This is a genomic window from Acidimicrobiia bacterium (assembly GCA_040289475.1).
GTDB lineage: Bacteria > Actinomycetota > Acidimicrobiia > ATN3 > PSLF01 > PSLF01.
This window is the reverse complement of record PSLF01000014.1, coordinates 26072-46662: the sequence shown is the minus strand read 5'-3', so window position 1 is coordinate 46662 and position 20591 is coordinate 26072. Positions and strand designations below refer to the sequence as shown.

General features: G+C 52.6%; 13 protein-coding genes and 1 tRNA gene. 10 read left to right on the top strand and 4 right to left on the bottom strand.

The window, feature by feature from the left end; all coding sequences use genetic code 11:
* Nucleotides 1-95: 95 nt before the first annotated feature.
* Genes C4318_07800 through C4318_07790 form a run of 3 tightly spaced genes read left to right on the top strand, consistent with a single transcriptional unit; the run spans nt 96 to nt 3129 of the window.
* On the top strand, nt 96-1625 hold the full coding sequence (locus tag C4318_07800) for a glycine dehydrogenase (aminomethyl-transferring) (protein MER3455040.1): 1530 nt from the start codon (nt 96-98) through the stop codon (nt 1623-1625).
* A gap of 26 nt (nt 1626-1651) precedes the next feature.
* A complete protein-coding gene (locus tag C4318_07795) occupies nt 1652-2206 on the top strand; it encodes a dTDP-4-dehydrorhamnose 3,5-epimerase (GenBank protein MER3455039.1) in 555 nt (184 codons plus the stop codon).
* The gene (locus tag C4318_07790; GenBank protein ID MER3455038.1) at nt 2203-3129 is read left to right on the top strand and encodes a hypothetical protein; all 927 of its coding nucleotides are present in this window, start codon (nt 2203-2205) and stop codon (nt 3127-3129) included. Before C4318_07795 ends, C4318_07790 begins: the two co-directional genes overlap by 4 nt.
* Before the next feature lie 74 nt (nt 3130-3203).
* On the opposite strand, the gene C4318_07785 is transcribed toward C4318_07790, so the two are convergent.
* A complete protein-coding gene (locus tag C4318_07785; GenBank protein MER3455037.1) occupies nt 3204-4334 on the bottom strand; it encodes a TIGR00730 family Rossman fold protein in 1131 nt (376 codons plus the stop codon).
* Nucleotides 4335-4532: 198 nt separating this feature from the next.
* Between C4318_07785 and C4318_07780 the strand changes: the two genes are divergently transcribed.
* Complete coding sequence (locus tag C4318_07780) at nt 4533-6095, top strand: hypothetical protein (protein MER3455036.1); 1563 nt, start codon at nt 4533-4535, stop codon at nt 6093-6095.
* Nucleotides 6096-6186: 91 nt separating this feature from the next.
* Here the strand turns inward: C4318_07780 and C4318_07775 are convergent, their stop codons facing one another.
* Both C4318_07775 and C4318_07770 read right to left on the bottom strand, forming a co-directional pair.
* Complete coding sequence (locus tag C4318_07775) at nt 6187-7320, bottom strand: hypothetical protein (protein MER3455035.1); 1134 nt, start codon at nt 7318-7320, stop codon at nt 6187-6189.
* Between the two features lie 158 nt (nt 7321-7478).
* The gene (locus C4318_07770) at nt 7479-9293 is read right to left on the bottom strand and encodes a fatty-acid--CoA ligase (GenBank protein ID MER3455034.1); all 1815 of its coding nucleotides are present in this window, start codon (nt 9291-9293) and stop codon (nt 7479-7481) included.
* Nucleotides 9294-9386: 93 nt separating this feature from the next.
* On the opposite strand from C4318_07770, the gene C4318_07765 reads away from it, so the two are divergent.
* A complete protein-coding gene (locus tag C4318_07765) occupies nt 9387-9974 on the top strand; it encodes a hypothetical protein (protein MER3455033.1) in 588 nt (195 codons plus the stop codon).
* A gap of 179 nt (nt 9975-10153) precedes the next feature.
* Here C4318_07765 and C4318_07760 read toward each other — a convergent pair whose 3' ends face one another.
* Nucleotides 10154-12865, bottom strand: coding sequence for a hypothetical protein (locus C4318_07760; protein ID MER3455032.1), 2712 nt, complete (start codon nt 12863-12865; stop codon nt 10154-10156).
* Nucleotides 12866-13152: 287 nt separating this feature from the next.
* Between C4318_07760 and C4318_07755 the strand changes: the two genes are divergently transcribed.
* The 5 genes from C4318_07755 to C4318_07735 all read left to right on the top strand — a co-directional run bounded on the left by C4318_07755 (nt 13153) and on the right by C4318_07735 (nt 20567).
* Nucleotides 13153-13884, top strand: a complete 732-nt coding sequence (locus tag C4318_07755) for a hypothetical protein (GenBank protein MER3455031.1) — start codon at nt 13153-13155, stop codon at nt 13882-13884.
* Nucleotides 13874-15898, top strand: a complete 2025-nt coding sequence (locus C4318_07750; protein MER3455030.1) for a hypothetical protein — start codon at nt 13874-13876, stop codon at nt 15896-15898. The genes C4318_07755 and C4318_07750 overlap by 11 nt, the downstream gene beginning before the upstream one ends.
* Nucleotides 15899-15922: 24 nt before the next feature.
* Nucleotides 15923-19171, top strand: a complete 3249-nt coding sequence (locus tag C4318_07745; GenBank protein MER3455029.1) for an error-prone DNA polymerase — start codon at nt 15923-15925, stop codon at nt 19169-19171.
* Nucleotides 19172-19233: 62 nt separating this feature from the next.
* A tRNA-Met gene (locus tag C4318_07740) sits at nt 19234-19310 on the top strand.
* A 105-nt stretch (nt 19311-19415) separates the two neighbouring features.
* A complete protein-coding gene (locus tag C4318_07735; GenBank protein ID MER3455028.1) occupies nt 19416-20567 on the top strand; it encodes a hypothetical protein in 1152 nt (383 codons plus the stop codon).
* Nucleotides 20568-20591: the final 24 nt, after the last annotated feature.

The window sequence follows — 20591 nt, the reverse complement described above, 5'->3', positions numbered from 1 at the left end:
ATCGTTGGATTTAGTATCTCCTCGCGGGGCAAAATACCTGCCTCGAGATCGTAGATCCCGCCACAACCAGGAATCCTGTCAGTTGATGTGACCCAATGAACAATGATCGGGCAGCCAGTTTGAGTTCACCTAAGGCAGGCGGCCGGGCATCCAGCGATCCTATATCTGAGGGAGCACCAGAGCCCGTAATTTTTGAGTATTCCCAGCCAGGTAGGGCGGCGTTCTCTCTACCTCCCGAGCCCGAAGGCCTTCCATCGTTGGATGAGGCGATTCCACCACAGCATTTAGCTGAGAGTCCGCCCCCTCTTCCAGAGGTATCCGAGCGAGATCTGGTCGCGCACTTTACGCGACTGGCTCACCGCCAATACTCGGTGGACGCCGGTGCGTATCCGCTCGGCTCGTGCACCATGAAGTACAACCCAAAAGTAGGGGAGCGTATTGCACTAATGGATGGATTCTCGGGCATGCATCCAGCCTGTGACCCCGCCTTAGCACAGGGAGCTCTCGAGGTCATGTATCTGTTGGAGAGGGCGTTGTGCGAAGTTACGGGAATGGCTAGAGCGAGTTTACAGCCACCGGCGGGAGCAGCTGGTGAGCTCACCGGCCTTCTCGTTATGACGGCCTATCAGAAAGCTCGTGGACAAGAGCGGAGAATTGTTTTGATACCGGATTCTGCACACGGAACAAACCCTGCAAGCGTCACCTTGGCGGGCTGCGAGGCCGTGGAGATTCCATCCGACGAAGAAGGAATGGTCGACATTTCGAGCCTTGAAAAAGCGGTGTCGGATAGCGTGGTGGGGCTCATGGTGACAAACCCGAACACCCTTGGGCTATTCGAGAAAAACATTGTGCGAATAGCTGAAATTGTCCATGAGGCGGGAGGGCTGCTCTACTACGACGGCGCGAATCTGAACGCGATACTCGGGGTTTGCAGACCTGGTGATATGGGCTTTGACGTAGTGCACATAAACCTGCACAAGACATTCGCAACCCCTCATGGGGGTGGAGGTCCTGGTGCTGGTCCAGTCGCGGTTTCGGAGGCTCTTGTCGAGTTCTTACCTGGACCTCTTGTAGAACGTGATGTAGAGCGCGACCATTTCTACCTTGAGAACCCGTCTCGCTCAATCGGCAGGGTTCACAGCTATTTCGGCAACTTTGGTGTGCTGCTGAGAGCATTGGTGTATATCCTGGCGAACGGTCCAGCCGGGCTGAGAGAAGTGGCTGAGACAGCGGTTCTGAATGCCAGGTATCTGCAGGCTTTAGTGTCTGATGCGTTTCCCCCAGCCTATCCTGGTCCGTGTATGCACGAGTTCGTTACTACTGCATCTTCGATCAAGAAAAGGACCGGTGTGAGAGCAATGGATATCGCAAAACGCCTTCTCGATAAGGGATTTCACGCGCCCACCGTGTACTTTCCTCTCATAGTGGAAGAAGCCCTAATGATAGAACCGACAGAGACGGAGACTCCGGAGACCCTACGAGCGCTAGCGAATGCACTTTTAGAAGTCGCTAGGGAGGCAGAGAGCGATCCTGAACTGGTAAAGGGAGCACCCCATACCACGCCGGTGCGAAGGCCCGATGAGGCCCGGGCTGGAAATCCTAAGACCAGACGGCTTTCTTGGTGAATCTGGTTATTCGGATCTAGCGAGACTTGAGTTGGAGGAGCGGGGTGGGAACTGAGCTGAAGCGCCTGAGGATTCTATCCGCCTCATTGATCACGCTGGATGTTCACAGAGATGGGCGCGGAGAATTCGTAGAGGTTTGGCGCGACTCTTGGATTGCAGGGGCATTGACTCCTAAGCAAGCTAACATGTCTCGCTCAAAAAAGGGGGTGTTGAGAGGATTGCACTACCACCTAAGACAATCCGACTTTTGGTTCCTAGTCGAGGGAAAAGCCCTTGTTGGGCTGTACGATTTTCGCCGGTCGAGTATTACAAAAGGGGAAAGTCAAATTATTGAATTGTCCGCAGAACGTCCCCAAGGGCTTTATATTCCGCCAGGAGTGCTACACGGTTACTACGCCCTGGAAGACTGTGTTCTTATGTACTTGGTCGACCAGGTATATGACGGAACCGACGAACACGGTGTTTTTTGGAACGATTCGGAACTGGGGTTGGACTGGCCTGTCGAGAATCCGGTGCTATCCCAAAGAGACCTATCGAATCCCAAGCTGTCCGAGGTGCCCCCTGAGGAGATACCGCAATGAGAGCATTACTCTCGGCAATTTCTTACAATCCCGTGGTCCGCATAAAGGTCGGTCCTATTTCTTTGTCTCCACATGGCATGGGGATCGCAGTTGGCTTTCTTGTCGGAATTTATAGCTTCTTTTTGCCGGGAATGCGGAAGAGGTCTATCCCCGAAGATCACGCTTACAGCATCGTAGCTCGTGTATTGATTGGTGCTCTAGTCGGTACTCGGCTTTTCTATGTCCTAAACCACCTCGATCAATTCCCCTCGCCACTCGATTACTTCAAAATTTGGCAGGGCGGACTCACTCTGCTCGGTGGAATGACCGGGGGAGTAACATTGGCCTACCTATACTGCCGCCGACGGGGTATACCCTTCTTTTATGTGAGCGATCCAGCAATGCCCGGTCTGGCAGCTGGCCTAATTTTTGGTCGTATCGGCGATCTTGTAATAGCGGATCACCTAGGCAAGCCGACTAGTTTTTTTCTTGGTTTTCGGTGTCCCAATCCAGCGGTGGTGGGCGAAACAGTTGGTTCTCCGTGCACTCCTGGGACTGTTGTACATCAGACAGCGCTTTACGATTTTTTTGTGGCAATTGGGTTGTTGGTTGTTCTTCTGTTGCTCAGCAAACGGGAGCGCTACCCCGGATTTCTAACACTCACTTTCGGAGTACTTTATGGCGCTGCGCGCGTTTTTGAAGACTTCCTGCGAGCCGACAAGACTATCGCAGGTCTGACAGGAAGTCAGTGGGTAGCCTTGGCGGTCTGCGCTTATTGCACCTATGTTCTAGTCATAAAACGACAAAGTCCCGGATGGGGAATGCGCGGTGACCTCAGTGTTATTTCTGAGAAAGCTACTGAAGTCGTATCCGGTTCCAAAGACTCAGAAGATAACCGGACTCGCCAAGCAGAGTATTCTTCTGAGAATTTGAAGCGTGACTGATATTTGCAAAATTTTGAGCATAGAGTATTGTGCGGATAAATATTCGTTTGGTCGGCCTCATCACTCAAATTCGGTTATTCATCTAAAAGTGGGGCGCCGTTAATGTCGTCGATGAGACGACGGAGTTGTGAAAATGATCGCCTGTCGAACCAAAGCGCTATCCTGGGAAGGTCGACTTCATCGTTGTCCTCTATTTCCTCAGGATACGGCGGCACTGCCTCGATCCGCCCCTCGGTAATGATAGGTGAGTATTTCTCTGTCAAATACTCCAAGTACTCTTCGGGAATTAGGCGCCTGAGCCTTAGAACTAGCCTTCCGTCGACGAAACGCTGAGAGTGGTAAACCGAGTAAAATCGCTCGATTATCTCGACGGCACGGTCGACGTCTTCAGTGACGTCCATTAGCTCGAGATCCGATTTGTCTATGTACCCTCGGCTCAGGACATGCTGCTCGAGAAATGTTCTCCATCCGTTCCAATAGGTGTCCTCTGTAGGCTCGAGTAACACAACGGGGTGGGGATCGGAGCGCCCTGTCTGCATAAGTGTAAGCAGCTCAAAAGTTTCGTCCAACGTTCCAAATCCACCAGGCAGTAAGACGAACGCGTGGGACTCTTTGACGAATGCGACTTTACGGGAGAAAAAGTATTTGTAGTTCACGAGCTTTGGATCCCCAAGGATTGTCTTGTTAGCACCCGGCTCGGAGGGTAGACGAATGCGCAAGCCGAAGCTTGCCCGCGCTCCAGCTCCCTCGTTACCCGCTGCCATCACCCCTGGCCCACCCCCGGTAATCACCATCCACCCTCGCCCAGCTATTTTTCGAGCGAATTCCTTAGCTTGCTTATAAACCGGGGAGTTCTCTGGGGCTCTGGCGCTTCCGAAGATAGCAACTCTTCGTACTTGTCTGTACGGGGCAAAGACTCTAGCCGTATAACGTAGCTCTTTCAGTGCCGAAAGAATTAGCTTGATGTCGCCTGTCGGTGCATCGTCTCGAAGAAGTCGCAAAGCCGTGGCGACCATTTCTGCTGCAAGTGATGCCTTCTCAGAAGGAGCATCGGGAGCAGCTAAGGAGACGCAGTGTTCGATGGCATCGTTGATCGAACTGTCTGCAAAAGCTCCTCTACGAAGAAGGGGATGTTGCTTCGAAACCACATCGAGGGTCTCGAAAGGTTTGTCGGATGTCGAATCGGAAGAAACGCTCACTATCACCCACTAGCCTTACACACTCTTTATCTCGCTAGAATGATCGCGCCCGGACTGAGCAACCTCCGATGGGTTAGTACAGCCGAGGAGCGCTGCTGGCAATACAAGAAGGACTAGAGGGAGCGTACCCGTTTGCACGTCTTTGAGGTTCGGGTTTTGACTGGCAAAAATTTGACCCTCTAAATAGCGGAGATTCCAAGCAGGATGAGCGAGCACGGCGAAGATCGCCAAGAAGACGCATCCACCTATCTGGAGGTGGGGACCGGCGCTAGATCGAAACCCTTTGAAGTTGGGGTGTGGCCGATGATTGTGCTCGGCCTTGTCATCGCCGTCGATCAACTCGATCAAAACATCCTACGGGGTGTACTTTCGCAGTTAAAAGACCAATTCCATTTATCGGACAGTGCCTTGGGATGGCTGACTTCTGCCTTTATCATCGTGCATGCCATCGTCACAGTCCCTGCAGGATATGTTGCTGACCGCCGTATCCGACGTAAGACCATTGGCTGGACCGTGGTGTTTTGGAGCTTTCTCACCTCGGCGACTGCTCTTTCTTTCTCCTATTTTCAGCTGTTTTTCTTCAGGGCCTTACTCGGCCTGGGTCAGGGAATAACCGAGCCCTCAGCTAGCTCACTTCTGGCGGATTACTATCCTCCTTCTCGGCGAGGTAGGGCATTTTCGGTGCAACAAAATCTCTTCTTCATAGGGGCCGGCATTGGCCTTGCTCTAGGTGGAGCGGTCGGCCAGGCCTTCGGTTGGCGATGGGCATTTGTCATTGCCGGAGTTCCGGGCCTCGTGGTTGCAGCTCTGGTGTATCGCCTCAAAGAGCCGAAGCGGGGGATGGGGGACAGGATAGCTATAGGCGCCGTCAAAAAGTTTGAGGAAGCTGAGGAATCGGAGGTACGGCCGGTTTTCGAGGAAGGGGTGGGAAGGTTCTTTGTCCTATTGGTCCAAGGACTTAAAGAGGATATGAAGACGATTCTTTCGATTCCAACCCTGCGTTATTCCTTGGTTGGAGTGAGCGCCCTTTTGTTCACCGTATACGGGCTTTCGGCGTGGCTTCCTATTTTTTACCAACGTTACTCCGGTATGAGCGAGGCAGCGTCGGGTATTTTGGTTGGAGCAATGGTGACAGTCGGAGGTGTCGCGGGAACAATAGTGGGAGGCAATCTTGCAGACCGTTACGGTACAAAGATAAAAGGGGGGCGAGTAGTTATCCCGGCGTACTGCATATTCGCGGCGACGATAGTGATGTTTCTTTCCCTTCCGGCAGTGTTTGACAAAAACTTTGTTTTGATCAGAGTAGTACTTCAGTTAGGCGCGATCTTTTTCGTAACGATGGCTTTGCCAGCATTAAGAGCCGGACTTTCCGATGCAGTGCCAGCAACCCTTAGAGGAGCAGGGTTTGCAGCCTTTTCTCTAGTGGCTGCGCTTTCTGGATCTGCCTTAGCAGCGCCGCTTCTAGGTCAACTAACGGATTTCTTCAATCGTCCGAGCCTTATAAAGACCACAGGTCGAATTGTAGGGCACTCAAGGTGGGCCAGTGACTACCTCGGGTTAGGGGTTGCGGAACCTGGACAGGGCCTACGGCTTGCATTCTTTGTAATACTTCCGCCTGTATTTCTTGGCTCGTATGTCTTGTACAAGGCGCGAGAGCACATGGACGAAGACGCAGCAAAAATTCTTCGTGCGGTAGCCGAGGCTTTGCAAAAACAACAAGAAGAAAAAGCGTCGGTATCTGAGCATGCTGCAGCGAGTGCTGGGTAATTAGGTCGATCTGCAGTCAAGTAAGTTGACATAAGATTCCTTATGGGCACATTGCAGAGACGGAGTTGTGTCGTTGGCCGAATCCCAGCTACTAAGCCGCTGTGCCACGCAGCACTTGGTATGCCCAGTTTATCTCGGCCGCTTTCGATGTAGCTTCAGACGGGCTAATCCCACTTTTAGGCGCCATGTCTGGGTGATAGCGAAGCATTAATTCTCGGTAGCGTTTTTTTATCTCGATAAGCGATGCATCCTGAGCGACTCCAAGAATGGCGCATGCTTTTTGCCGGTTTAATTCAGAAACTGCAGTTGTGGATGCATTGGAGTCGCTAGAGTCAGCTTTGGCGAACTCGGATAGTATGTTTTCGACGGTGTCCCCGGGCAGGCCAAGCCAACTTTCCCAGTGCTTGAGTAAGGAAATTTCAGGGTCGCTAAGCTTTCCATCGACCAAGGCAACGATGACCCCGAAGGTTAAGAGAAGCCGTTGGCTCAGTCGGTCCAGAGTTCGAGGGTCGAACGTCGTTGTGTATCCAGAAATAATCCACCGCTTAACGAGATCCGGAGGCAACATGCCGTCAGAGAATCGAGTACAAATTTCTGTTACCGCGTTGATTTCGGATCGCATTACCGCTCCGTCTGCCCGTGCAACAGCAGATGCCAGTGCAACCAACGACTCTATAAACCCGAGAATCTCGGTGAGTTCTCTTTCAATGTCGATTCCTATCGAGCGTGTTAGCTCGTCCAGATCCCGACGACGGAGCGACGAAGAAGCTCCTAACGCTGCAAGGTTTTGGACTAGAACGATGGGGGTTCCCAGGCCCCAGGGGAATCCCCACCATCCAAAAAGCAGGTTTTTGAAAAAATGCTGAATTACTACGGAACTACGGCAAAAATCACAGGTAATCTCTGGAACCGAACCAAACCGGTGAAAGATAAGAAAACCGCGTATGACCCATAGCTTTGTGACACCGGTAGCACGCCGAAATCCACAACTCGAACAAGGTAGTTCCAGATTTGATTTGATCTTGTCCACGACCACAGAGCTGACCGAAGGCAAAACATTCCAGGACTGAGGCGCTGATTGATGTCTCTTAGAGTGAAACTGGGTGCTCTCGGAGACATCCGCTCCTGAAGGGCCAGCATGGGCGAACCGGGCTAGACACTGAGTACACCACTGAGCGCTCATAGGGCTATAAGCACCGCATCGCTTGCATTGGAGTCGAGACATCGGTACCTACCCCTTTACGGCCCCCTGCGAAATCGAAAAAAGCTTCTATTGACAGCCGGCGGCGAAACGGGCAGTTCGAGCAAAGGCAAGCATAGCGGAGGCCTCTGACAAAATGAGTACCGCCTTGGTGCCCAATGGGACGTGGGCCCAGTTTGAGGTCATGCGCTCTTAGCGAGCTCCGGAAGCTTTCCCTCTTCGTAGAGCTTTCTGGTGAGGCTTCGCTGAAGTTTGCCACTAGATGTTTTGGGAATAGTTCCTGCTGGAACCATCACGACCTCGGTGGGTGCCAGCCCGAAGTGCTCGCGCACCGTCTTTGATGCTTGAGATGCAATGAATCCGGCGTTCTCTGGGTCTTTGGTCTCTGCGACCAAAGCAAAGGACTCCCTGCCGCGAGAAGTTCGCACAGAAAAGGCTACCGTGTTCCCAGCACGAACGCCGGGGACTCGTTCGACCAGCCTTTCGATGTCCTGCGGGTAAATGTTTCTACCGGCGACTATAATCACGTCTTTTTTGCGACCACAGATAACAAGCTCTCCATCGGCTATGTAGCCGTAATCGCCCGTGCGTAACCATTCGCCATCGAAGACCTCGGTGGTGGCCTGGGGATCGTTATAATACCCTGGCGTAATTGCCGGTCCTCTCAATTCAACTTCTCCAACGACCCTTTCCCCTAGCTCGTTTCCTGCATCGTCCACGATGCGCAGCTCGACGCTGGGTACAGGACGACCCAACTTTGGTAGGCGTCTGGCTTCTTGGCCTACCGAAGGTGGAGCGGCAATGTTTTCGCGCTCTAGTCGGATAGCCGATACTACATCCACGGACATCCCTGTGCCCGGCTTAGGAAATGTAGCGGCGATCGTTGCCTCGGCCAGTCCGTAAGCGCAAAACGGCGCACCAGGGGAAAGATTCGCCTCTCGACCTGCCTTGACAAAGCTATCTACCGTGTCGGGGTCGACAGGCTCTGCGCCGTTAAGCGCCAGCCGCCAGCTTGACAGGTCAAAACTAGACGCCGACTTTTCCAAGATTTTGGAGGCAAGCGCATATGCGGAGTTCGGAGCCGGTGAGATCGTGGCTTTGAAGTGAGAAATGGCCTCCAGCCAGTCTCTGGGGCGTACCAGAAAGTCTTGAGGCGCACCTATTACCAGATTTATTCCGAAGATGAGGGACGAGCACAAAACTCCAATGAGTCCCATATCGTGATAAAGGGGCAACCAACTCATGAGACGATCCTCTGGTGCGAGCTCAGCAACCTTGGCGGCGCCGTCGAGATTCGAACAGATCATGCTGTGGGTGACGATAACGCCGCGAGGGTCGCCGGTAGATCCCGATGTGAACTGGAGGACAGCCATCATTTCAGGGGTAACGCGAGGAACCTCGTACTGAGCACTGCCTGAAGCCTCGAGCTCCTCGATGCCCACAGGGACGGGGTCTGCAGGTTCTGGCACCACCAAATCTTGGAGTTCTTTAGAAACCAGTACGAGGGTGGGTGTAGCAGCCCGAATTCGCCGGCGCGTCGCATCTACAAAGGCTTCTATGGATCCTAGCCTCATGGGCAAGGGCATAACGATAACAGTGGCCCCTGCGAGCCAGGATGCTGCTATCGCCTTTACAACTCCTTGATTAGTGGGTCCCAAAATGGCGACTTTGGATCCTGGCCCTACTCCCTTCGCTTGGATCTTGCCGGCCATTTCCCGAGCCTCGTCGACAAAGAGCGTCAAAGGTTTGGTCTCGTGGCCACTTCGCCACAAAAAAACGATCTCTCGACCGTCATGATTAGCGCTGTTGATGCGCTCTGTTACGGTGCGAGGCGCGAGAATCGAATCGCACATCCTTCTACCCCACTTCTTTGCCCCAACCAGCGAGTGACAATGCTTGGCAAGACGATCACAGATGCTCATTAGACATCTGAAGGAGCCGTACGGATACAGTCGAAATGCTCCCCTCTCATTGCCAGCGGCTATTAACAATTTCATCTTCGTGTGACACTAATAATCATTCGTAACAGCCAAGTAACGAATCTCAGAATCCCTGTCGATATCCAGGGTGGAACACCAGGGAGGTGACAAATGAGTAGAACGAAAAGGCTTGCATGGACGGTGCTTGTTTCGAGTGTGGCATTGATTCTGGCAGCAGCAGCCAACGCTTCGTCTCCTAGTTCTGGAAATCAGGCTTCTACCGGTACGGTCCCTGCCGGCACTGTGGTAGTCGGGAATACGGTAGGAATCCCAGCACCCGAAGTCTCTCCCACATCTACTCCTTCTGAGGGTGAAAACGATGGCGAGGTTGAGGAATCTAACGAGTCTGGTGAGGCGGATGGGAGAGAATCCGACAATCACGGTAAGTATGTCTCAGAGGTAGCGCACTGCGTTCCTCCCGGCCCTGAGCATGGCAAGTATGTGTCAGAGATGGCTCACACACATGAGAACGAGGCACAGAAAGCGGATGAGCTTTGCAAAAGGGCGAACGCTGCCGACAACGGAACCGAAATGGAAGCAAACAAGCCATCGGAACACGACGTAGAAGAGGGCTCAGCTCAATCTGGCAATGAAGAAGAAGTAGCAAAAAACGCCAAACAAAACAAAACTAAAACTAAAACTAAAACTTCCGTGAAGCATCAGAAAGAAAAGAGTGGTTCCTCCTCAGAGGAGGATTAGTGAGAGGCAGCGCGCTTCTCGAAGGCAAACGAACCAAAACTACGCGGGCATCAGTGGCTTGGTGACGGGGAACCCATTTGCGGGTCGGGCCTTTTCAAAAGACCCGACCCGCTGTTTTTAGTTTTGCGAAGCGAGATACATGGGTACGACCGTGTAATAAACCCAGGAGATATATTCGACTAGTTGTGGTTTCCGGATGACAATGTCGCCCCGGTAGTGCCCACAAAATTCCGGAAGAAAATTGCGCGCTCGGCAAAGAAAGGTTGAGCTGTCGCTGATTGCAATCTCAAGGAGTAATCTACGTTCTGACCTAAATTGAATCCCACGGGAAAGTTCAAATCCACAGTGACCCTTTGACCCTTCGGTATTGATACGACCTGCTGTATAAATTGTCCAGTACTCGAGTCTATCTCCACGTGGATGGTGTTAGTAATGTCAGGGCTCGCCATTAGCAGGTATGCTTGCGCTCCTCCTAAGACTGAAAAACCTTCTAAAATTGTTCTATTAGTCCCTTCAGCAAAGTAGTAGTCCGTGCGCCTTTGGACTCGAAAGTCGCCGTAGTTCCACTGAGCTGAAGCCACGGTACCACCGCTCGCCCCGTTCACTACTCCCGTGAAGTACATAGGTCGCTCAGCAAAAAATGGCGTTTTGCTTAGGGAACGAAATCTGACGGCAGCATCTTTTTCTGGTCCGGTTATCCCAGCCAACTCAAGAGTTATTCGAGTGTTGGCGGGAAGGAAAAAGTCTTGATCGAAAACACTGCCCTGACCCGGGCCAAGCATGAACGTACCCCGGACGATCTGATCTGCCTCACTTACTAGAGTGTAGAAAGTTCTAAAACCGCTCCTCGAGGTTCCTTCAGCGAATACGACCTCGGTTATCGCGTCGGGTGCGATTCCTAGACCGTTGTGTCCGCCGGAGCTAGGAATCCCACCAACGGCTGAGGCATCCCAGTACATGGGTCGTTCAGCGAAAAAGGGTTTTCCAATCGATGAGACAATCTTTGTAGAAACATCCTTGCCCGGTCCTACAACTGAATTTACTTCGATTGTTATTCGCACGCCCTTCGGAAGGAAGACTGGCTGGCTTATCGGTCCCCCCTGACCCGGACCGAGCATGTACGTTATGTCCACAACCTGGTCGTCGTACGGGCTGTAGAGGGTTAGATATTGCTTGAAGCCCGCGCGCGTGGTTCCTTCTGGGAAGAAATACCTGTCATGGGCGCTCGGACCCGTAAACGATGATCTAAAAGCAGGACCTGGACAGGGTGCGGGTACACAAGCCCTGTTGACCCAAAAGTTGCTTTCACCAGGGGATGCTGACCCGTCTGTGGCGCCGATTACCACGCCATTGAAGTACAGGACCCTCTCTGCAAAGAATATTTTGCCCGATACCGAATCGGCTCGTATCGAAACGTCCTTACCAGAACCTACCTCGCTATTGACATCAAGTGTCACTCTGCTTCTAGGGGGCAGGAAATATCTCTTTATCACGTTGCCCCCTTGTCCAGGTCCTACAGCATAGGTGATGTCGACTTCTTGAGGGACATCTGGAGAGTAAAGTGTCAAGTATTCTTGAAATCCGGCGCGGGTCGTTCCTTCGGCAAAAAAGTGGGATGGCTTAGGCCCCCCTCCGGGCAGCGGTGAGTCATAAAAAATGTTGATGGCGCTACGCTCGGAGGCAAACTGCTCGAACGGCACTGAATATCCAGTGCTGGTAACCCAAAACTTAGTTCCGTTTGGATCGAAAGCGATGCCTAGAGGAAAACGGCGGGTATTGACAGTCAAATAAACCGAATCTTTCATTTCATCAATAATCGAAACGTCCGAGGTCCCGTAATTAGCAACATAAACTCTGCCAGATGACGGATTGACTTTGACACGCCGAGGATCAAGGCCGATGCCTGTCCTCATGGAATAAAGCTTTTTACTCTGTGCCACATCTACCACTGAAACTGAGTTCTCTTCGGGGTTTGTAGACCCTGAAGGATCGCAAGCGACAACAAAGCAAGAATGAGTCACGTATAGTTTTTTCGTAAAAGGATCGATGTCGATATCGGAGATTGGACTACCAACTGCAATCTGGCCCACTATTCTGTTTGTGTTACCGTCTATGATCGCAATGTCACCCTTATTGGGCCTTCCGACGTAGACCTTGTTGGTTAAGTAGTCAACTGCAACTCCTGTCGCCGAATCATCGACAGAAATGGTTGTGGTAATCGACCGAGTATTACCATCGATTACGAGAACATCGTGGTAGTAGAAAGAACCGTAGTTACCAGGCCTTGGGACATATACAAGATTGGTGACTGGGTTAATGCCCAGATATACCGGTCTCGAGGACAACCCCGTGCCTATCACTTTTTCAAAGCTTGGCCCCGAACCGCCTATTACGGCGGTCAATACGGCAATGTTGTCTGCCCATGAGCGCGTCATAAAGATCTGATTAGTGTTGGGGTTGTACACCATCCTTTCCGGACGCTTGACCCCTAAGAATCCGTCAGGAGTCTCTGTGGAAGGATCGATGGTACCGAGGACCGCCACGTTCGCCATCGTGTCTGCGTCGTGTACATAAAACTTGAACTGATCTGGGTGTACTCCGCCTATGCCTTGAGTCACCGTGTACAGAAGCCTCCGTCCGGTCACGGTGTCGGTGGCGAAGAAAATGTCCACCGGATTTGATGTTGCAGGACAGTCATACTCGGGGAAGGAACCACAATCCAGGGTTCTGGCCTGATCCACGACATCGACGTTTGCACTGGCCGATGCAGACTGCATTACAGGCAAAAGAAGTGCTATAAGCGTTGTTGTCGCTGCAAAAGCCACGACTCGTGTTTTTGCGGATATCCCTCGCACTGTTTGACTGCTCCCCTTCTCTATTCCCGGTTCCATGCACGGGTAGACCGTCTTTTTCTGCCTTTGCCCCTCCATGTGCTTTTCTGAAAACCGACACCTGTTTGCAGCGCGAAGCGGTCGCGCTGCGATGTCGGTGCACCTCCCTTGAATGATAGTCGACGGGGCCATATCAGGGGAGGTGCGCTTGTCGCGAGGGAGAAAAAGAGATCTCTAGGACTGGCAGAAACCTCTTTGTGATTCGAACATATGTTCGATAGCATATGGGTATGAAATCCCTCGGTAACGAATCATCTCCCTTTGGCCACTCCTCAGTACGCAGAGGAATGGCTGGAGCGACAAGGTTTACTATACCGCCCGATCCCTTCCAAGGTCTTGCAGCAGTTTTTCCGAGTGGGATTAGAGCGGGCTCAACTTTGACTCTGAGCGGTGCGCTGGGAAGCGGGGTCTCCCGCTTCTGCTACGAACTCTTGGCTTGGTGGTCAATCTCATGGGGATTTTGCGTTCTAGTCGATCTGACCAGAAAAGCTTCTCCGGCAGCCATAGTCGCTGCTGGAGTTGACCTCGCTCGTCTTGTAGTTCTCAGACCTGCTGCCCATCGCACCGACAGGATTGCCTCGGCAATAGGAGCCCTCATAGATGGCTTTCCTTTAACCGTTGTCCTGGCTCCACCAGGGGCTATACAAGATTGGGTTATCCGAAAAGCTAGAGCAAGAGCAGCCTCGAGAGGAGTAGTAGTCTGCTTCGCCACCACAGGGGAGAGGAGAGAGCCTACGCTCGCTCCGTTGAGCATCATCCTCTCTTGCGAAGAGTGGTTTAGTGATTCTTTAGGCATCCTCTCCCAACGCCGCATCAAAGCAAGCGTCAGAGAGTATGGCTCCTCGAGGGTCGCGTTTATCACAGAGAGGGCTGGTTGTCCCCACCTTTATGTTGCCTCTCAGAGGAGCGAAGGCTTGCTTTCTATTTCTGCCTCAGAAAATGCCTCTTTTCAGGAGCGATTTATTTGGCGTCCTGACGATCCCAAGGGGTACCTCGAGGTGGCAGTAAATGGATCCTGAAGGCAAGAGCGACCGTGGTTACTGCACCCTGAGTATATCTAGGTGGAACCTTGCCGCTGTACGGGCCGCCCACCCGGAGTTCGAAGATTCTCCAGTGGCTATCGTCTCCTCGGGCCGCATCTTAGAGGCATCTCCTGGTGCTGAAAGAATGGGCATCACCGTCGGCATGAGCACAAGGGAGGCACACTCTCGCCTACCCTCTCTTGTGCTTGTGGAGCAAGATGAAGAACTTTCGAGGCGCGCCTTTACTCCTATACTCAAGGCTATTTTCGAGGTGACCCCTTTTGTTCAGATAGAGCGAGTAGGATACTTACACTTCCCTCTCGATGGACTTCTCCGCTACTACAAATCACTCCGTATCTTGGCAGAGAGAGTTCTCGAGTCTCTCCCCTCCTCCTCGGTGCTGGTACCTCGCGGTGACACAGTGCCAGCTGTAGGGCTGGGAATAGGACCCACACGCTTTACATCCCTTATGGCTGCTTCCAGAGCTGCCAGACTGAGTGAGTCCTCCTCAGTTTTGACCTTGGGTAATGGTCCTCCTTCGACTAAAGATTCAGCTTCTTCTTGGGCCAAGAATGGCGCTGTGAGCATATCGCTCGCCCATTATCTTTCTCCTCCGGCAGGCTGGATGGTCTTCGACTTGGAAACCCCACCGGCCAGCCTTGTGGGCCAATTTCCGATTGAAGTTCTCAAGTATGTTTTAGAGCCCGAAGACCCTCACGATATGGATGTGTGGCACCTTCTTGGGATCCACACCCTAGGCGACCTAGCTGCCCTAGATCCAGGTTTGTTAGCTGATCGTTTCGGTCAGTGGGCTGTGAACGCTTGGATTTTGGCTAACGGGCAGGATCCCGAAGTGCTGCTTCCAGCCAGGCCACCTCTGGAGATGGAGGAATCGTGGGAATTTGACCCTCCCGCTTTCTCAATGGATAGCTTATTGTTTGCTTCCGCGCAGCTCGCGACCCGCCTAGATCAAAAACTCAAGGCCCAAGCCAGAGAGTGTCGCTATTTGCGATTGGAAGTCGTCGAGGAGAGCAGCCGGGTCGCTGCAGTGGCGTGGCGTGTACGAAGCTCGATCTCGGCATCGATCCAGCGTTGCAGATGGCATCTTGAGGCGATGGCTGTCTCTTCTCCGATAAGGGAGCTTCGGCTCGTCCCTCAGAACTTGATCTCGCTGAGAGGTACCCAGCTTTGCCTGGAAGGACTTTCTTGCACTTCTCCTAGCAATACCAGGGAGTGGGAGGTCATAGAGAAAGCTCTCGACCGAACCTCTTGGATTCTGGAGGAGGAAGCGGCTTACTTTGTCGAAGTCGTGACGCCTGGAGCCTCAAAGGGACATCTTCCTCACGAGGATGCCGTTTTCGTGAGCCGCTCTCTTTGCGAAGCTTCAAAGCAAAAAGCTTCTTTCAAATCGGGGCTAAGAAGTAGAGGTCGATTCCGGACCCTTTTTTCCTCCACAGATAGCTCGAAGGAGGGTACACGCCTCGACATAGGTGGCAGAGAAGGTTCTCAAGGTGACAGCTTGAGCTCTACTTCGTCCTGTATCCCAGGAGCCTTTCCTCTTCCTTACCCTGCCTTGGTGGTGCAGGTCGAAGAGAGTCGCGACGGCGTCGAAGATAACCGCGAGAGCAGTGTCTCGGAGATTGCCTTTGAATCACAGCAAGGCAAAGGAGTTTTCCTGCGCTCTCCAGGTATTCCCGCCGATCGGTCAAGTAAACTTCCGGAGCTTTTAGCTCTAAAGCGGGCATCCCGGGTGACAGCTGTTCATTTTCAAAAAGAACCGCTGGTAGTGCGCAAAGGTCCCCGGATTACCGATCCTCCCCAAAGTGTAGATGGACACCCTGTAGTTTCAGCCGCCGGACCATGGTCTTATCTCCTCAAATGGTGGGACGACCAGCACTCTTTTTGCGGAGAGGTGTGGCAAGTTGTGCTCGAAGATCCTCAAAACCAATCGGCGATGATCATTTTTCGTGCTGAAGACGGCCTGTGGTATTTGTATGCAATTTATGATTAGTGCATTGTACTTAGCGTATATACGATGCAATATGCAGAGCTTCACTGCCACTCCAATTTCAGTTTTTTAGATGGCGTATCGGATCCCGCTAAGCTAGTCGAGCAGGCCGCTCAACTCGGCTACTGTGGGCTTGCTATAACCGATCACAACGGCTTGTACGGAGCAGTCCGGTTTGCCGACGCTGCGAGAGCATTTTCCCTTCCTACCATCTACGGTGCAGAGCTCACGATTCATGCGGATACTTCCCTACGGCTGTACCAAAACGTTTCCCACTCGATTTGTTGCGGGCTCTCCACGGCTCACGTTGTAGTACTGGCGACAGGAGTGAAAGGATACTTTGCTCTTTGTAGGGTTATTTCGAGAGGAAATTTGAGGGGGAAAAAGGGACATCCGTTACTTCGTCTATCGGATCTCGAAGCTCTCTCAAAAGAGTGTCTGATTCTCACAGGAGCCTGCCCTCTTTCTGCCGACCCTCGCTATCTTTTGGAGATCGTCGACAGATCGCATCTGTTCATCGAGTTGACCAACAACTTGATGCCCGAGGACTGTGCCCGCAACGCCTTCAAACGCCAGATTGCAACTCGGGAACGGCTTCTCACTGTAGCTACCAACAACGTTCATCACGCCCTCCGTAAGCAGGGTACATATGCCCAGGTTGCAACTGCGATCCGCGCGGGTACTAGTCTCGACGATCCCATGCTGCGTTCTCTTCTTCATCCCACCAGCGAACGCCACCTAAAGTCTGCCGAAGAGATGGCGGAGTTAGTCGATCCCCTCAGCGTAGAGAGGGCTGCAGAGATTGGATCCTCGATAGCATTCGATCTATGTTTTGCCGCCCCGTCGCTTCCGAGATTCGATACCCCTGGCGGGAAGTCCGAAGCTCAGTACTTGAGAGACCTAGTCTTCGAGGGTGCTTCCAAAAAGTATCCTCCCCCTGGTAACGAGCGTGCCCTTCGGCAGCTCGAATACGAGCTTTCGATCATCGAAGAACTAGGCTACGAAGGATATTTTTTGATTGTCTGGGATATTGTCAGATTCTGTAAAGAGTCGGGCATTCTTTGTCAGGGAAGGGGCTCTGCTGCAAATTCTGCTGTCTGCTATGCGTTAGGTATTACCAACGCTGATCCCATCGCTTTGGACTTACTCTTCGAACGGTTTCTCTCGCCTGAGCGAGATGGTCCTCCCGATATAGACATAGATATCGAGCACGAGCGCAGAGAGGAGGTAATCCAGTACATCTACGCAAAGTATGGGCGGAGTCGTGCTGCTCAAGTCGCCAATGTTATCTGTTATCGCCAGCGCCTTGCTCTTCGTGATGCTGGACGAGCCTTCGGGCTTACACCGGGCCAATTGGACAGCATTTCTCGCGGAGTCTCAGGATTTCTCGGAAGCGAGGCACGCCAAGCACTGAAAAAATCCGGTATCGACCCTCGCATTGCCCGTCGAGTAGCAGACACCGCAGAATATCTGACCGGATCCCCTCGCCATCTAGGAATACACACTGGCGGCATGGTTCTGGCATCGAAGGAACTCTGGGAAGTGTGTCCCGTAGAGTGGGCATCGATGCCGGGGCGCTCCGTCCTGCAATGGGACAAGGACGACTGCTCTGCGATGGGACTGGTCAAATTCGACCTTTTGGGACTGGGAATGCTCAGTTGCATCCATCGCTGTATAGACCTGGTTCGCCAGCATCACGGGGTAGAAATAGATCTTTCCAAGCTCCCCCAAGAGCCCGAGGTCTACGAGACCATCTCTTCCGCTGATACGGTTGGCGTTTTCCAGATAGAGAGCCGTGCTCAGATGGGCGCCTTGCCCCGCGTTCGCCCCCGTTGTTTTTATGACCTGGTCGTCCAAGTCGCCCTGATAAGACCGGGGCCAATCCAAGGAGAATCGGTACACCCCTACATAAGACGCAGGCGCGGCGAGGAACCCATCACGTATCCCCACCCCCTTTTACGGCCAGCTCTCGAAAAAACTCTTGGGGTCCCCATATTTCAAGAGCAGCTCATGCGGATTGCAATGGACGCCGCGGGCTTTTCTCCATCTCGAGCAGACAAACTCCGCCAAGCTCTAAGTCACAAACGCAGCCGAGAGAGACTAGCCGCTCTCAAAGAAGAGCTTTTTGAGGGAATGCGAGCCAACGGGATACCCGATAGAGTTGCCGAAGAGATTTACTCGAAACTGCTAGGATTCGCCGACTTTGGTTTTCCAGAGAGTCACGCGGCTAGCTTTGCCTACCTTGTTTATGCCTCCGCATGGCTCCGCTATCACTACCCGGCAGAGTACTTGGCAGCCATCCTCAATTCACAGCCCATGGGGTTCTACAGTCCCGCCTCTCTAATCTCGGATGCTAAGCGTCATGGAGTGGTGGTCTTGGAGCCTGATGTCTGTTACAGCGACTTCGACTGCACTCTGGTTGACACGATGCCTTCTAGCTCGGGCGGAAAGCCGGTACTTCTAGGATTGCGTTATGTTCGCAATCTCGGTCCACGGACCATCGAGAGTATCCTGCGTGCTCGTCGTCAATCGCAAGAAGGCGGTCGTAGCAGCGAGAGATCGATGGGGACAAATGTAAGTGATCATGAGCTCCCGAGGAGCGAGGCGAGCAGTCTAGTCAGGGAAGGCTTTCCGAACATGAAGCCTTTTCGAGACTTTTATGATTTTGCCGAGCGGACGGGCCTCGACAGAAAAACACTCGAATCATTGGCCATGGCGGGAGCTCTTAGGTCCTTAGGGATATCTAGACGGGAAGGAATATGGAAAGCTGGCGTCGCTGCCGATGGCATCACTACTGCAAAAACCAAGGTGCGCCTGCCTCGCATAGGAAGCGAGATTCAGCTTCCCGAGCATATCGTAGAGATGAGTCCTTTTGAAAAAACAGTAGCCGACTTGTGGGCTACTGGGGTGTCTCCGCACTCTCACCTCATGGAGCACTACCGATCCTTTCTTGCTGAACAAGGCGTATGGACAGTGGCAGATGTATTGGCTTCGAAAAACAAGAGCAGGGCAAAAGTCGCAGGAATTATTACCCACAAACAACGTCCATCAACAGCAAGAGGAACTCTTTTTTTGAACCTCGAAGACGAAACAGGGATGCTCAATGTAATAGTCGATCCTCGAACACTCGAGAGGCACCTCGAAACCATCGTCCGGGCAAGATCCGCATTGATCGAGGGGGTAGTCGAAAAGTATCAAGGATCCGTAAACTTGTTGGCGGCACGGATAGCAGAGCTTGCCTTCGAAGCCGCTCCCGCAAGTCGAGACTTTCGTTAGGCATCGCTGGTCGAGACCGCTACACTAACTTCTAGAACTACCTCGACCACGACAGCAGCCGAGCGCCCGTAGCTCAGCTGGTCAGAGCAGCGGACTCATAATCCGTAGGTCGCAGGTTCGAATCCTGCCGGGCGCACCGATTATTTCAATGGGTCCTTGTTCAATGGCGAAGCAGCTATGCCATGCTAGCCTTGAGGGTGACCTCAGAACCGACGTCGCCTGGGCACAGTCTCGACAAGGCGTAATGGAAACTCGATCAGATAGACCAAGGTCATCGGATGCTTCAACTCCGCCCAAGCAGAGCCCGCAATCATGGGCGAGCGGAGATGAAATTGAGAGCCGCGCGATCGACGAACACCTGTATTCGAGCTGGCTGAACCAAATACGCCACTCGAACAGTACTGACGTCGAAATCAATCCCTTCCCTAAATCGAGGAGTCTCGTCGAAGAATTAGTCGCCTCTCGAGGCTTCGCACAATCTGGTGATACTCCAGATTTAGTGGATCCCACCATTCAAGCTACCCCCAGCATGCCTCCCTTAGTAACGGGACCACCTCGAGTTGTCAGAGAAGCTCCAGTGTCGTTGTATCGAGCAGTTGCAGTTTTGGCCTCGATTGTCGTAACTACTGCCTTCCTGTCGCTGTACGAGATTATGCTGCCGCAACGCAGAGCCGAGGCGTACAAGACTCGAATCGAATCTGCCATTGGTCAACTCGAAGACCTAAATAGCTCATACCGCCAGCTGTTGTCAGCTCAGATGGCGCCAGACTTCAGAGAAGCCTCCAACAAAGCGAAACAAGCTCTGCAAGGAGTTATGTCCTTTAAAAGAGTCACTTCTGAGCGCCCGCCGTCTAAATTGCCACTGACCGTATTCGGCGGCAGGCCAGATCCTGCCGCCGTCAAATCGGATGTAGACTCTCTCATCCAGACAATGGATCCCATAGTTGAGCAAGTCCAACTTCGCTCCGCACTTTTTGGCGCTGTTGCAGACTACCGAGAGCAACTTACCATCGCGCGTAGCGCTCTAACGTCCGAGGGCATCGAGGGTGAGGACAAAACCGTTGTCGTGAGCGGAATAGCATCTAACCTCGAAGCGATAAAAGCCACCCTCGAAAGAGCTTTTGTCCCCAAGGGCTGCGAGGAGTTTTACGTCATCCTGATAAATCACCTAAACGCCGTTATCTCGGAGATGCGCGGGATACTGAATAGATCGGGAGGTCAGCTCTCCTCACCCACTACCCCACTTCCCGACACCTCTGCGGTACTGAAAGCTATAGTCGAAGCTGACTCCTCCATAACAAACGCTCGTATTTATCAAGCATTGCCAAAAGAGCTCTTAGACATGTACGAGGCTCGCTTGAATAACATAAAGGCACAATATGTAGTGCGGCCTTGAGTTAAGCCCGGCGTTTATAGCGAG